This is a genomic window from Halomonas halophila (assembly GCF_030406665.1).
In the GTDB taxonomy this organism is placed as follows: domain Bacteria; phylum Pseudomonadota; class Gammaproteobacteria; order Pseudomonadales; family Halomonadaceae; genus Halomonas; species Halomonas halophila.
In genome coordinates, this window is record NZ_CP129121.1 from 867630 (window position 1) to 881208 (window position 13579).

The 13579-nt window shown below is 68.8% G+C and carries 13 protein-coding genes; 11 read left to right on the forward strand and 2 right to left on the reverse strand.

Annotated elements, in window-relative coordinates; all coding sequences use genetic code 11:
* Positions 1–35: 35 nt before the first annotated feature.
* From gshA to QWG60_RS03965, 4 genes are all read left to right on the forward strand, one after another.
* Complete coding sequence (gene gshA, locus QWG60_RS03950) at positions 36–1667, forward strand: glutamate--cysteine ligase (protein ID WP_046079205.1); 1632 nt, start codon at positions 36–38, stop codon at positions 1665–1667.
* The gene (locus QWG60_RS03955; protein ID WP_107182266.1) at positions 1664–2215 is read left to right on the forward strand and encodes a disulfide bond formation protein B; all 552 of its coding nucleotides are present in this window, start codon (positions 1664–1666) and stop codon (positions 2213–2215) included. The genes gshA and QWG60_RS03955 overlap by 4 nt, the downstream gene beginning before the upstream one ends.
* A gap of 83 nt (positions 2216–2298) precedes the next feature.
* Positions 2299–2790 (forward strand): sigma D regulator, encoded by a 492-nt coding sequence (gene rsd / locus QWG60_RS03960; protein ID WP_035594197.1) that lies wholly within the window; start codon positions 2299–2301, stop codon positions 2788–2790.
* A gap of 138 nt (positions 2791–2928) precedes the next feature.
* The gene (locus QWG60_RS03965; protein ID WP_046079203.1) at positions 2929–3903 is read left to right on the forward strand and encodes a malate dehydrogenase; all 975 of its coding nucleotides are present in this window, start codon (positions 2929–2931) and stop codon (positions 3901–3903) included.
* A gap of 144 nt (positions 3904–4047) precedes the next feature.
* Here QWG60_RS03965 and QWG60_RS03970 read toward each other — a convergent pair whose 3' ends face one another.
* Positions 4048–4704: a histidinol-phosphatase gene (locus tag QWG60_RS03970; protein ID WP_035594203.1), complete on the reverse strand. Its 657-nt coding sequence runs from the start codon at positions 4702–4704 to the stop codon at positions 4048–4050.
* Between the two features lie 183 nt (positions 4705–4887).
* Here QWG60_RS03970 and QWG60_RS03975 point away from each other — a divergent pair, with 183 nt between their 5' ends.
* On the forward strand, positions 4888–5382 hold the full coding sequence (locus QWG60_RS03975; protein WP_035594262.1) for an RNA pyrophosphohydrolase: 495 nt from the start codon (positions 4888–4890) through the stop codon (positions 5380–5382).
* A 75-nt stretch (positions 5383–5457) separates the two neighbouring features.
* Positions 5458–7722, forward strand: coding sequence for a phosphoenolpyruvate--protein phosphotransferase (gene ptsP / locus QWG60_RS03980; protein ID WP_146909068.1), 2265 nt, complete (start codon positions 5458–5460; stop codon positions 7720–7722).
* 8 nt (positions 7723–7730) lie between these two features.
* Here ptsP and QWG60_RS03985 read toward each other — a convergent pair whose 3' ends face one another.
* Positions 7731–8525 carry an NRDE family protein gene (locus QWG60_RS03985; RefSeq protein WP_146909027.1) on the reverse strand — a complete coding sequence of 265 codons (795 nt, stop codon included), beginning with the start codon at positions 8523–8525 and terminating at the stop codon, positions 7731–7733.
* Positions 8526–8633: 108 nt separating this feature from the next.
* Here QWG60_RS03985 and QWG60_RS03990 point away from each other — a divergent pair, with 108 nt between their 5' ends.
* The 5 genes from QWG60_RS03990 (at position 8634) to QWG60_RS04010 (ending at position 13288) form a co-directional block, all read left to right on the forward strand.
* Positions 8634–9779: a response regulator gene (locus QWG60_RS03990; RefSeq protein ID WP_290130918.1), complete on the forward strand. Its 1146-nt coding sequence runs from the start codon at positions 8634–8636 to the stop codon at positions 9777–9779.
* A gap of 145 nt (positions 9780–9924) precedes the next feature.
* Positions 9925–10725 (forward strand): prolipoprotein diacylglyceryl transferase, encoded by an 801-nt coding sequence (gene lgt, locus QWG60_RS03995; RefSeq protein ID WP_146909031.1) that lies wholly within the window; start codon positions 9925–9927, stop codon positions 10723–10725.
* Between the two features lie 78 nt (positions 10726–10803).
* A complete protein-coding gene (locus QWG60_RS04000) occupies positions 10804–11631 on the forward strand; it encodes a thymidylate synthase (RefSeq protein ID WP_146909034.1) in 828 nt (275 codons plus the stop codon).
* Positions 11628–12167, forward strand: coding sequence for a dihydrofolate reductase (locus QWG60_RS04005; protein ID WP_146909036.1), 540 nt, complete (start codon positions 11628–11630; stop codon positions 12165–12167). The genes QWG60_RS04000 and QWG60_RS04005 overlap by 4 nt, the downstream gene beginning before the upstream one ends.
* A gap of 89 nt (positions 12168–12256) precedes the next feature.
* Positions 12257–13288 carry a ProQ/FINO family protein gene (locus QWG60_RS04010; RefSeq protein WP_246124675.1) on the forward strand — a complete coding sequence of 344 codons (1032 nt, stop codon included), beginning with the start codon at positions 12257–12259 and terminating at the stop codon, positions 13286–13288.
* The last annotated feature ends 291 nt before the right edge of the window (positions 13289–13579 follow it).

The following is a 13579-nucleotide window of genomic DNA, read 5'->3' on the forward strand; positions in this document are numbered from 1 at the left end:
CACCGGGACGCCGGCATCGGCGTCCCCGACACGGGGTGATCACCTTGTCCGAATCGCTTTCCCCCCACATCGAGCGCCTCGGCCGGCTGGCCGACCAGGGGCGTTTCGGTCGTCTGCGCCGCGGTATCGAGAAGGAAGGGCTGCGCGTCGACGGCGCGGGGCGCATCGCTCAGAGCCCGCATCCCCGGGCGCTGGGCTCCAAGCTCACCCATCCGCACATCACCACCGACTATTCCGAAGCGCTGCTGGAGTACATCACCCCGGTCTACAGCCGCCCGGAAGACGCCCTGGATTTCCTCGCCGACCTGCATCGCTTCAGCTATCGCCAGCTGGGCGAGGAGCGGATCTGGCCGGCCAGCATGCCGGCCCGGCTCGACGGCAACGACAGCGTGCCGATCGCCGACTACGGCGACTCCAACGTGGGTCGCATGAAACACGTCTATCGCCGCGGCCTGGACGTGCGCTACGGGCGCATCATGCAGGCGATCGCCGGGGTGCACTACAACGTCTCGCTGCCCGACGACCTGTTCGCGCTGCTGCGCGAACTCGACGGCGAGGGCGAGACGGCGATACAGGACTATCGCTCGGCGCGCTATTTCGCGCTGATCCGCAACTTCCGCCGCCACAGCTGGCTGCTGCTGTACCTGTTCGGCGCCTCGCCGGCGGTGGACCGCAGCTTCCTGCCCGACGGTCGGGTGCCGGAGGGGCTCGAGCCCCACGCTGACCAGACGCTGGTCTCGCGCTACGCCACCAGCCTGCGCATGTCCGACCTGGGCTACCAGAACAAGGTGCAGGAGCAGCTCAAGATCTGCTTCAACTCGCTGTCGAACTACGTCAACACCCTGCGCCACGCTATCTTCACGCCCTGGCCGGACTATGAGGCCCGCGGCGTGCGCGTGGACGACGAGTGGCGCCAGCTCAATGCCAACATCCTGCAGATCGAGAACGAGTACTACAGCGACATCCGGCCCAAGCGGGTAGCGCGCCACGACGAGACGCCCAGCCAGGCGCTGGAGGCCCGCGGCGTGGAGTACATCGAGGTGCGCTGCCTCGACCTCAACCCCTTCGATCCGCTCGGCATCGACGCCCACCAGAGCCGTTTCATCGACGTCTTCCTGCTGTGGTGCCTGCTCACCGAGAGCCCCTGGATCTCCGACGAGGAGTGCGAGCACCTGGACTTCAACCGCCGCCTGGTGGTGTCCCGCGGCCGCGACCCCGAGCTGCGCCTGGATCACCACGGCGCCAAGCGCTCCATCGCCGACTGGGGCGGCGATATCTTCAAGGGGCTCGGCGAGATCGCCGCGCTGCTGGATCGTCTCGAGGAGGGTGCGCCCCACGCCGCCGCCCTGGCGGCGCTGGCGCCACGCCTCGAGGATCCGTCGCTGACGCCGTCCGGGCGGATGCTCGAGCGCCTGGAAACCGGCGGCGAGGAGTTCGTGGAGGCGATCCTGGCGCTGGCCGGCGAGCAGGGCGAGCGCCTGCGGGAGGAGCCCATCGAGCGCGCCCGCGAGGCGCTGTTCGACCAGCTGGTGGAGACCTCCCATCAGCAGCAGGGCGACATCGAGGCCGCCGACGTCGAACCCTTCGCCGACTTCCTGGCCGACTACTTCGCCCGGGCGCGTGAGTCTCGCGCCTTCAGCCCGCTGCGTTCGGGGGGTGCAGCATGATCGATGCGATGCGCGAGGCGCGCGTGCGCGGCTGGAGCCTGGTGGGCCTGGCCTTCTGCGTGATGATGATGGCGGTGGCCCTGGGCCTCGAGCACCTCGGTGGGCTAGAGCCCTGCCCGCTGTGCATCTTCCAGCGGGTGGCGGTGATCGCCGCCGGTGTGGTGTTCGCCGTGGCGGCACTGCACGACCCGAAAGGGCGCCTCGGTGGGGCGCTCTACGGGTTGCTGTCGCTGGGGGCGGTGGGCACCGGCATCGGCCTGGCCTGGCGTCACCTGTGGCTGCAGTCGCTGCCCGCCGACGAGGTGCCGAGCTGCGGCCCCGGCCTCGACTACATGATGGAGGTGCTGCCCCTGCAGCAGGTGGTGTCCATGGTGCTCAACGCCTCCGGCGAGTGTGCCGAGATCAGCGCGCGCTTCCTGGGGCTGTCGCTGCCGGGCTGGACGCTGATCGGCTTCGCGATGCTGGCGGTGGTGCCGCTGGGGCTGCTGTGGCGTGCCTGCCGGTCGCGCACCGGCTATCGTTGGTCGGAGGATGCGCCGCAGGATTGACAGCGCCCGCCCCAGGGAGGACTCTGAGTCTCCACCGGGCGGTTGGGTGTCCGAGGTCGGATTCATCGAGCGAGGGAAGCACCATGCTGGAAGACTGCAAGAGCGCGCAGGAGCGCTGGGGAGGCGTTCACAGGCTGATCGATCGCTGGCTCGGCGAGCGGCGCACGCTACTGGCGCACTTCGACGAGCTCAAGGCGGCCTGTGACGCCGACCTGGAGGAGATCACCAAGCCACGTATCGATGCCTTCAGCGAGCTGCTGATGGACTACATCAGCGCCGGGCACTTCGAGATCTACCCCCAGCTCAAGGCCGAGGCCGAGGCCTTCGAGGACGGCGGCGCCCTCGAACTCGCCGATCGCCTGCTCGAGCGTCTCGAGATGTCCACCGAGCTGGTGCTGGCCTTCGACGAGGACTACGCCACGCCGGTACGCTGCCAGCATTATCTGACGCGGCTGCCGGCCTGGCTGGATCGCCTGTCCAAGGGGCTCGGCGAGCGCTTCTCCCTGGAGGACCGCCTGATCGCCCGACTGCACGCGGCACACGCCCCCGAGGTTCGCGCCTCCAGCGGCGCCTGATCCTGGCCTCCTGCGAGTGCGTCGCACGTCGAATTGAGTTTTGTGCAGCGCAGGCATACCATTTCCCTCGGTTTTGATCCTGGCCGGGCCGCTCAGGCGCCCCGGCCGATCCTCACGGCGACAACCGAAGGAGCCACGATGAAAGACCCCGTCCGTATTGCCATTACCGGCGCTGCCGGCCAGATCAGCTACTCCCTGGCGTTCCGCATCGCCTCCGGCGACATGCTCGGCAAGGACCAGCCGGTCATCCTGCAGCTGCTCGAGATCACGCCGGCCATGGACGCGCTCAACGGTGTGGTGATGGAACTCAACGACTGCGCCTTCCCGCTGGTGCAGGACATCGTCGCCTCCGACGACCCCAACGTCGCCTTCAAGGATGCCGATTTCGCCCTGCTGGTCGGCGCCCGTCCGCGCGGTCCGGGCATGGAACGCAAGGACCTGCTGGAAGCCAACGCCGCCATCTTCTCTGCCCAGGGCAAGGCCCTGAACGACGTCGCCAGCCGCGACGTGCGTGTGCTGGTGGTGGGCAACCCGGCCAACACCAATGCCCTGATCGCGTCCTGCAACGCGCCGGACCTCGATGCCGGCCAGTTCACCGCCATGATGCGTCTGGACCACAACCGCGCCCTGACCCAGCTGGCCCAGAAGACCGGCAAGCACAGCACCGACGTCGAGTCGATGATCGTGTGGGGCAACCACAGCGCCACCCAGTATCCGGATCTGGCCCACTGCAAGGTCGACGGCAAGCCGGCCCTGGAGCTGGTCGAGCGCGACTGGTACGAGAACGACTTCATCCCCACCGTGCAGCAGCGCGGCGCGGCCATCATCAAGGCCCGCGGTGCCTCTTCCGCCGCCTCCGCGGCGTCCGCGGCCATCGACCACATGCGTGACTGGGCGCTGGGCAGCGACGGCATCGTCAGCATGGGCATCCCGGCCGACGGCAGCTACGGCATCGAGCCGGGCATCATGTATTCCTACCCGGTGGTGTGCAAGGACGGCAAGTACGAGATCGTGCAGGACCTGGCGGTCGACGACTTCAGCCGCGAGCGCATGACCGCCACCGAGAACGAGCTGCGCGAAGAGCGTGCCGCGGTGGAGCATCTGCTTGGCTAAGCTCTAAGCCTGAAGCTTGAAGAGCGGCGCTGCGCGCCTGGAAGGAAAAACAGAAAACCCCGCTCAGGCGACTCCTGGCGGGGTTTTCTTATGGCTTCGAGCTTCGAGCTTCGAGCTCCGAGCTCCCGGCGAAGCCGGGCCGGCTCAGTCCCGCAGGCTGATGATCCGCCAGTCGCGCTGCTCGGCGGCCTGGCGAAGCGAGTCGTCCGGGTCCACGGCCACCGGGTGGTCGACGAGCTCCAGCAGCGGCAGGTCGTTGTGGGAATCGCTGTAGAACCAGGCGCCGTGCAGGGAGAGTTCGCGTTGCTCGAGCCACTGCTCCAGGCGCGTCACCTTGCCTTCACGAAAGCTCGGTACGCCGCTGACCCGGCCGGTGTAGCGCCCGTCGACCATCTCCGGTTCCACGGCGATCAGCTCGTCGATGCCCAGGCGCTCGGCGATGGGGCCGGTGATGAAGCGGTTGGTGGCGGTAACGATCAGCAGGGTGTCGCCGCTGGCCCGGTGGCGGGCGATCAGCTCTTCGCCGCGGGGCAGGATGTGCGGCTCGATCTTGCTGGCCATGAACTGCTGGTGCCAGGCCGCCAGCTGTGCAGGAGAGTTGTCGGCCAGAGGCTTGAGCGCCACCGCCAGGAATTCGTTCATGTCCAGGGTGCCGGCCTCGTAGTCGGCCATGAAGCGGTCGTTGGCTTCCTTGTAGGCCACCGGGTCCACGGCGCCCTGCTCGAGCAGGAACTCCCCCCAGGCGTGGTCGCTGTCGATGGAGAGCAGGGTGTTGTCCAGGTCGAAGATGGCGAGGCTCACGGCTTTCCTCTTGGTTGTCGGGCGCGCGTCGCGGGTCGGGGCGCGTCGGTATCGTTGTCGCGTCGAGCCAGGGATTATGGCAGAACCGCCCGGCCCCTACGAGCATGGCCCCATTGGTGTATTGATACGTTTCACGGCCTTGTGGAAGAATGCAGTGAAGACTGGATTCATAAGGTGAAGTCCGTGATCGACGCAGATGGCTTTCGCCCCAACGTTGGCATCATTCTCGCCAACGACGAAGGGCAACTGCTATGGGCGCGTCGGGTAGGGCAGAATGCGTGGCAGTTTCCCCAGGGAGGCATCAAGGCGAACGAGACACCGCAACAGGCACTGTTTCGCGAACTCTACGAGGAGGTCGGCCTGACGGCCGATGACGTCGAGGTGCTTGCCTGTACCCGAGGCTGGTTGCGCTACCGCCTACCGCGCCGCATGGTAAGAACCCGTTCCCGGCCGGTGTGCATCGGCCAGAAGCAGAAGTGGTTCCTGCTCAGGATCCGCTGTGGCGAGACCCGCATCAGCATGGATGGCGGTGCGGCCAAACCGGAGTTCGACGGCTGGCGCTGGGTCAGCTACTGGTACCCGCTGGGCCAGGTGGTGCCCTTCAAGCGCGAGGTCTACCGGCGCGCGCTGCGCGAGCTGTCACCGCGCGCCCAGCGCCTGGCGCTGGGGCATGGCTGACGCCACGACACGCGCCGGGCTCGGCCCCGGCTATACCCTCAGCGAGGCATAACGACAATGGACAGTAAAACGCCGATGCTCGAGGTACTGCGCCGCATCATCCTGGAGGTCAACGGGGCTCGCAATCTGGAGGCCGCCCTGTCGACCATGGTGCGGCGCATCCGCAAGGCCATGCGTACCGACGTATGCTCCTTCTACCTCTTCGATACCCAGCTCGACCGCCTGGTGCTGATGGAGACCATCGGCCTGCGCACCCAGGCCGTGGGCCATGTGAGCCTGCCGGTGGGCGAGGGCCTGGTCGGGCTGGTGGCCCAGCGGGAGGAACCCCTCAATCTCGAGGACGCCCGGGCCCATCCCTATTTCCGCTACTTCGAGACCACCGGCGAGGAGCGCTATTCCAGCTTCCTCGGCGTGCCGATCATCCATCAGCGTCGCATGCTCGGCGTGCTGGTGGTTCAGCAGGCCGACAAGCGTCGCTTCGACGAGGCCGACGAGGCCTTCCTGGTCACGATGGCCGCACAGCTCGCCGGCGTGCTGGCTCATGCGCTGGCCACCGGCAGCCTGACTCGGCCGTCGCTGCCCGGCGGTCAGGCCACCTTCACCGGGGTCGCGGCCTCGCCGGGCATGGCCATCGGCGAGGCGGTGGTGATCGCGCCGCCCGCCGATCTCGACAGCGTGCCCGACCTCATCCCCACCGACGAAGAGTACGAGATCGAGCGGCTCAGCGAGGCGATCGGTCGGGTTCGCGACGAGATACGCGCCGCCGGCGAGCGCCTGGCCAACCGCATTTCCGCCCAGGAACTGGCGCTGTTCGACGTCTATCAGCAGATGCTCGGCGAGGAGGCGCTGTTCCAGGAGGTGGTCAAGCGCATCCGCGAGGGACAGTGGGCCCCCGGGGCGCTGGCCGACGTGGTGCGTCGCCACGTGCAGTACCTGGAGCGAGTGAGCGACGACTACCTGCGCGAACGGGCGGCGGACGTGCGCGACCTGGGGCGGCGCGTGCTGGCCCATCTGCAGGAAAACACCTCCGCGACGCCCGACGTGTATCCGGAGCGCACCGTGCTGGTCAGCGACGAGATCAGCGTGGCGATGCTCGGCGAGGTGCCGCGGGACAAGCTGGCGGGCATCGTCTCGGTGCGCGGCTCCAGCACGTCCCATGTGGCGATCGTGGCCCGCGCCATGGGTATTCCCACCGTGCTGGGCATGGTCGATCTGCCGCTGCCCAGGCTCAACGGCGCCAGACTGGTGCTCGACGGCCACCGCGGGCGGCTGTTCGTGCGTCCGAGCCCCGATATCGAGAGCCACTACGAAGGCCTGATCGAGGAGGAGCGGGCGCTCTCGGAGCTGCTCGAGCACGAACAGGATCTGCCGAGTCGCACGCCGGACGGTCACGACGTGCGGCTGCTGGTCAACACCGGCCTCGCGGTGGACGCCATGGCATCGCTCAAGTCGCGGATCGGCGGGGTGGGGCTGTATCGCACCGAAGTGCCGTTCATGATCACCGAACGTTTCCCCGGGGAGCAGGAGCAGACCCGGCTCTACCGCGAGCAGCTGGAGGGCTTCGCCCCGCTGCCGGTGGTGATGCGCACCCTGGACATCGGCGGCGACAAGGATCTGCCGTACTTCCCCATCGAGGAGGCCAACCCCTTCCTCGGTTGGCGGGGCATTCGCGTCACCCTGGACCATCCCGAGGTGCTGATGGTCCAGCTGCGGGCCATGCTGCGGGCCTCCCAGGGGCTCGACAACCTGCAGATCCTGCTGCCGATGATCACCAACGTCGATGAGGTCGATGACGCCCTGCGCCTGCTGGACCGGGCCATCCGCGAACTCGGCGAGGACGGCGTCGAGGTGGTCAGGCCCAAGGTCGGTGCGATGATCGAGGTGCCCGCGACCCTCTATCAGCTCGATGCCCTGGCCGAGCGGGTGGACTTCTTCTCGGTGGGCAGCAACGACCTGACCCAGTACCTGCTGGCGGTGGATCGCAACAACCCCCGGGTGGCGGATCTCTACGACGCCTGCCACCCGGCGGTGCTGTCGGCCATGGCACGCCTGGCGCGTGAGGCGACGGCGTTGGAGGTGCCGATCTCGGTATGCGGCGAGCTGGCGGCCGATCCGGCCGGAGCCCTGCTGCTGATGGGCATGGGCTTCGATGCGCTGTCGATGAACGCGCCGAGCCTGCCCAAGGTACGGGCCGCCATCCGCCGCGTCAGCCTGGCGTCGGCGCAGGCGCTGGTGGAAGACGCCCTGGCCGAATCCTCGCCGCTGGGCGTCAGGCGCTGCCTGGAGGCGCGCATGAGCGATTGGCAGCTCGCCCACCTGCTGCCGCCCAAGGACGCCTGACGCCCGGCTCAGGCGCGCCTGACGCCGCCCGGCGGTGGCGTTTCGAGCGTCAGCCGATGTTCGCCGAGCGCGATGCCGTTCGGGCCGAAGCGTCGCTCGCCGAGGGTCAGCCGGCCGTCGGCGCGCCATTCCAGCCAGCTGGTGGCCCGGGTGCCGTAGTCCTGGCCGACGATGAACGCCGCCGAGAGGCGGCGTTCGAGTGCCTGGCCCACGCCGGTGTCCGGCAGTCGTGGGTCCTCGGCCTCGCGAGAATCGGCGAGCGGCGCCAGGGCGTCATCCGGCCAGCGACCGTTTCCCAGGCTGTCGGCGAGCCCGCGGCGCGCGGCCATCAGCTTCGGCCAGGGCGTGTCCCGTTCGGCATTGGAGAGGCCGTGCAGGCCGGGGGCGAGGCGCTCGAGCCGAACACGGTCGCGGCCGCGATGGAGATACCACAGTCGCCGGCCGTCGCCGACCAGCAGGTTGAAGCCCGCGTAGCGCCGAGCGCCGCCGTCGGCGAGCGCACCCAGCCAGCCTTCGAGGTCGTCGGCCTCCAGGGCCGAGCGCACCAGATCGCCGCGGCTGGGGGCGTCTTCGGGGGCCGAAAGCGCCGGGTCGCGGACGTTGGTCACGGCGGAGAAGCGCCCGCGGCGGTGCACGGCGAGCCAGCCGCCGCCGGCCTGCAGGTCGCGGCCGCCGAGGATGCCGGGAGCATCGTCCCAGGCCGCCAGCGGCGCGGTGGGGCGGGCGTGGAACTCGTCACGGTTGGCCACCAGGCGCAGCACGACGGAGGCGTCGGGCCGGTGGGCGAGGGCGATCAGGCACATGTCTGCCAGACTACCCCGCTCGTCGACGCGCGCAAAGCCCCGTCATGACAGGGTCCGCCCGGCATCGTACACTCTGCCGACGACAATCGACGCGATACAGGGATGACGATGAGTGTCGAGAACGACAAGGAACGGGCCTGGCCACGCCTGGTCACGCCGATTCTCTGGCCATTGCTGGTCCTCCAGGTCGTGCTGGTGGGGCTGTGGCTGGCGGTGGGGCTGAGTGGCCGCTGGCTGGTGCTGTCGCCGGTCTCCTGGGGCGATACGTTCTGGTGGCTGCTGGTGCTGGCGGTCGGCAGCGGCCTCAACGTGACGGCCTTCCTGATGCTGCTGCGCCAGCGCCTCCGCGCCGAGGAAGCTCGGGTCGAGGCGGCCTTCGGCCGGCTGAACGAGCGGCTGGTCGCCATCGGCGGCGACGATGCCCCCGGGGCGGGACGGCTTCAGGATGCCGGCCTGCCGCTCGAGCGACGCCTCGAGGCCGTGGCGGAGAGCTGCGATGCCCTCGGCGAGCGCTGGCAGGCCGAGCTGGAGGCCGTGCGCGGCGTGGAGCGTCGCCTCAATGATGACCTTCAGGCCCAGCAGGGCCGCCTGGCTCGGCTCGAGACCGGGCGTGTGCGCGCCCAGGAGGAGTCGCGGCTCAAGTCCGGCTATCTCAGCCACCTGCAACAGATGCTGCAGCCGCTGATGGCTTCCGTGTCCGAGGTGCTGCAGGGCGAGCGTTTCCAGCGCCCGGACGGTGACGCGGAGCGGAACGCCCTGGCGGGGCTGCGGGAGCGGCTGGCGGAGACCGCGGTGCTGCTGGAGAACCTCGGCGACCCGGAATCGACGGAGGCAGCGCTGCCGCCACCGTCCGCCGCCCGGGTGCTGGTCGTCGACGATGGCCCGGTCAACCTGATGCTGGCGCGCAAGGTGCTGGAGGGGCGGGGCCTCGAGGTGGTCACGGCCACCAGCGGCCGGGAAGCCCTCGACAGCCTGGAGGCGTCGCCTTTCGACCTGGTCTTTCTGGATATCTACATGGCCGGCCTGGACGGCGTGGAGACCTGCCGCGCCTGGCGGGCCCGCGAGGCCGAGCGTGGCGATCGGGGGCGCAGCGTGCTGGTGGCCTTGACCGCCAATGCCGGCGAAAGCGATCGCCGACGCTTCCGCGAGGCCGGCATGGATGACTACCTGGCCAAGCCTTATCGTCCCCAGGACCTGCTGGATCGCGTGCAACACTGGTTGCCGGGGCGCCTGGCCGGGGAGGACGACGCATGAGCCGCCTCCCGTTCGCCAGCGGTGCCTCTCCTTCGCCGGCCTGCCGGTGACGGTCGCCCCCGGCTTGCTGCTATGATCCCGACCGCGGCGCCACCGCGGTCTGCCCCTGTCCTTACCTTTCTTCCCCGCATCGTTCGAGGCCCCCATGCTGCGCTATCCCGATATCGACCCCGTGGCCATCTCGCTTGGTCCGCTCCAGGTTCACTGGTATGGCCTGATGTACGTCATCGGCTTCATCGCCGCCTGGTGGCTGGGCCGCCGCCGCGCCGCTCGCATCGGCCTCAATGGCGACGATGTGGGTGACCTGATCTTCTATGCCGCCCTGGGCGTGGTGCTCGGCGGACGGCTGGGCTATGCGCTGTTCTACGGCCTCGACCAGTGGCTGGCCGATCCGCTGTGGATCCTGCGCGTCTGGGACGGCGGCATGAGCTTCCACGGCGGCCTGATTGGCGTGCTGCTGGCCTCGCTCTACTTCGCTCGCAAGAAGCGGCTGGCGTTCTTCACCCTCACCGATTTCGTCGCCCCGCTGGTGCCGATTGGCCTGGGGGCCGGGCGCATCGGCAACTTCATCAACCACGAGCTGCCGGGCCGGGTCACCGACCTGCCCTGGGGGCTGGTGTTCCCCGGTCTGGGGAACGAGCCGCGCCATCCTTCATCGCTGTATGAGGCGGTGCTGGAAGGGGCGGTACTGTTCGCGGTGCTGTGGTGGGTCTCGGCCACGCCGCGCCGTCGTGGTCTGGTGTCGGGGCTGTTCCTGACGCTCTACGGCGTGTTCCGCTTCGGCGTGGAGTTCGTGCGTCGCCCGGACCCGCAGCTCGGCTTCATCGCCTTCGACTGGTTGACCATGGGCATGCTGCTGTCGCTGCCGATGATCATCGCCGGCGTGGCACTGATGGCCTGGTCCCGCGGCCGGCCGGTGGATGCCAGGGTCGACGCTGCGGCCTGAGCGCAGCAGGGCGGTGGCCGCTATGGGCGGCCACCGCCCGGGCATGTAGAATGTGTGGCCCATTTTCAGCCGTCGACCATGCCCGTGACCGCCAACGCCCCTCCCGCCCTCGAACAGCCCTATCTGGACCTGATGCGCGCCGTGCTCGATCACGGCGTGGAGCGCGACGACCGCACCGGCGTCGGCACCCGCTCGCTGTTCGGCCACCAGATGCGCTTCGACCTGTCCCGTGGTTTCCCGCTCGTCACCACCAAGAAGCTGCACCTGCGCTCGATCATCCACGAGCTGCTGTGGTTCCTGGCCGGCGATACCAACATCGCCTACCTCAAGGACAACGGGGTGCGCATCTGGGACGAGTGGGCCGACGAGAACGGCGAGCTGGGCCCGGTCTATGGCTATCAGTGGCGTAGCTGGCCGGACCCGCGCGGCGGGCACGTCGACCAGATCGCCAATCTGCTGGAGCAGCTGCGGACCAATCCGCGCTCGCGGCGGCTGATCGTCTCGGCCTGGAATCCGGCGCTGGTCGACGAGATGGCGCTGCCGCCGTGCCACTGCCTGTTCCAGTTCTACGTCGCCGACGGCAAGCTCTCCTGCCAGCTCTACCAGCGCAGCGCCGACATCTTCCTCGGCGTGCCCTTCAATATCGCCAGCTACGCGCTGCTGACGCAGATGATCGCCCAGGTGGCAGGCCTCGAGCCCGGTGACTTCGTGCACACCCTGGGCGACGCCCATCTCTATCTGAATCACCTGGACCAGGCCCGGGAGCAGCTGTCGCGTGACCCGCGCCCGGCGCCGCGACTGGCGCTCGACCCGAGCGTGACCGATCTGTTCGACTTCCGCTTCGAGCACATCGCCATCGAGGGCTACGACCCGCACCCCCACATCAAGGCAGAGGTGGCCGTATGAACGACGAGACGCTCGTCCCGGTGGCTATGATCGCCGCGATGTCCGCGAACCGGGTCATCGGCGTGGACAACCAGCTGCCCTGGTACCTGCCCGAGGACCTGAAGTTCTTCAAGCGCATGACCCAGGCCAAGCCGCTGGTCATGGGCCGCAAGACGTTCGAGTCCATCGGCCGGCCGCTGCCCGGGCGGCTCAACATCGTCGTCACGCGTGATTCCGGTTTCCAGCCCGAGGGCGTGCGGGTCTGCCACGACCTCGATGAAGCGCTGGCGCTGGCCGACCGGCAGGCCACCATCGACGGCGTCGACGAGATCATGGTGATGGGCGGCGGCCAGATCTATGCCCAGGCGCTGCCGAAGGCGAGCCGACTCTATCTCACCGAGGTGGGCGTCGAGGTGGAGGGCGATGCCCGCTTCCCCGAACTGGACGAGGCCGAGTGGGAAGAGCGGCAGCGCGTGCCGGGCCAGCCCGCCGAGGGGCAGCCGGCCTATGACTTCGTGCAATACCGGCGCCGGGGTTTGCCAGACGCCGCGGAGTGACACAGACTGACGACTGGCGCCGCCGGCCCTGAGGCGACGTCATATGGAACCCAGTCGTCTTCCCCCGGGCATGCATGGAGGATCCGGAGTTGATCGATGAACGCCCCCGTCGTCTCATGGCGACCCTGGAATCTCGCGTCGAGGCATTGCTCGAGGCGCGCGTCGAGGGTCGGGTGCAGCATCAGGCCCTGCAGAACCGGCTGAGCGAGCTGGAGCAGAGCCGTCAGGCCCTGGAAGCGCGCAACGCCGAGCTGCAGGCGCGAGCCGAGGCGGTCCAGGGGCAGCGCGATGAGCTGGCGCGGCGCATCAAGGCGCTGGAGGCGACGCTGGCCGAGTCCGAGGCGGCGCGGCTGGAACTCGTCGAGGAGAACCGCGAGCTTGATGAGCAGGGCCGTGAACTCGAGGCGCATGCCCAGCGGCTCCAGGCCCGGCTCGACGAGACCGTGGCGGAGCCGCCCGTTTCGACGCACCGCCAGGGCCTCGGGCTCTCCGCCCTGATGGGGCATCATCGTGCCGCGGCGCCGGCGGCCGATGAGGCGGATGCCGAAGAGACTGCCGCCGTTTCCGCCTCGTCCGATGTCCCACAGCAGGCCGCGCTGCCCGTCGAGGAGGCGCCTTCTCCCCAGGCCCTGCTCGCCCAGTGGTATCAGCGCTACGGCGACGCCTTCTTCAAGGGCCATACCCGGCCGCTCAAGGTCGGCATCCACGAGGATCTGAGCGCCCTGGAGCCCTGGCCCGAGAAGCTGGTACGCCGCGCCCTGGCCTGCTACGTCAACCTGCCGCGCTACCTGAAATCGGTGCGTGAGGGTGCCGAGCGGATCGACCTCGAGGGGTCGCCGGCGGGGGCGGTGGATCGCGGTGCCGCCGAGCATGCTCACCGGAAGCTGGAACGCCTGCAGGCCGAGCGTCAGCGCAAGGGCAAGCCGGCGAAGGCGCGCAAGCCTCGTCAGTCGCGTACCGACGAGCCTTCCTCTCAGCCGAAGGAAGCCAGCGGCGCGCCCGATGCTGCCTCGCCTGCCGCCGCTCGAGCGACGGCCGAGCCTTCCCCCCAGGACGAGCCCGCCGATGACCGGTTTCACCGCAAGCTCGGTGAGCTGATGGCACGCCATAACGGGCGTTGAAGAGGGGGCCGCCAGCGTTGACGGTGAGCCTTGTTCCATCGATCGTCTGACTTGAAACCGTCATATCCCCGGGGCATGATGAGTCCGCTCATCGCTGCCGAACGCTGTTTTAGGACACGGTGAAGCGTGGCGAGGTGCCGTTGCCCTGCCGCGCTTGACGAACGGTAGCGGCGGAGAGGCGCCGTGAGGCGACTCGGCCTCGATCGTGGTGGGAACTGACGGTGATCGGGGGATGTGACGAAGGAAAACAGTGTTTTTTTCTTGTTGCGCTCCTGCAAATCCCGGTATAGA

Coding starts and splice junctions, on each gene's coding strand:
- QWG60_RS03955 (WP_107182266.1), top strand. CDS start 1,664: ATGATCGATGCGATGCGCGAGGCGCGCGTGCGCGGCTGGAGCCTGGTG.
- rsd (WP_035594197.1), top strand. CDS start 2,299: ATGCTGGAAGACTGCAAGAGCGCGCAGGAGCGCTGGGGAGGCGTTCAC.
- QWG60_RS03965 (WP_046079203.1), top strand. CDS start 2,929: ATGAAAGACCCCGTCCGTATTGCCATTACCGGCGCTGCCGGCCAGATC.
- ptsP (WP_146909068.1), top strand. CDS start 5,458: ATGCTCGAGGTACTGCGCCGCATCATCCTGGAGGTCAACGGGGCTCGC.
- QWG60_RS03985 (WP_146909027.1), bottom strand. CDS start 8,525: ATGTGCCTGATCGCCCTCGCCCACCGGCCCGACGCCTCCGTCGTGCTG.
- QWG60_RS03990 (WP_290130918.1), top strand. CDS start 8,634: ATGAGTGTCGAGAACGACAAGGAACGGGCCTGGCCACGCCTGGTCACG.
- lgt (WP_146909031.1), top strand. CDS start 9,925: ATGCTGCGCTATCCCGATATCGACCCCGTGGCCATCTCGCTTGGTCCG.
- QWG60_RS04000 (WP_146909034.1), top strand. CDS start 10,804: ATGCCCGTGACCGCCAACGCCCCTCCCGCCCTCGAACAGCCCTATCTG.
- QWG60_RS04005 (WP_146909036.1), top strand. CDS start 11,628: ATGAACGACGAGACGCTCGTCCCGGTGGCTATGATCGCCGCGATGTCC.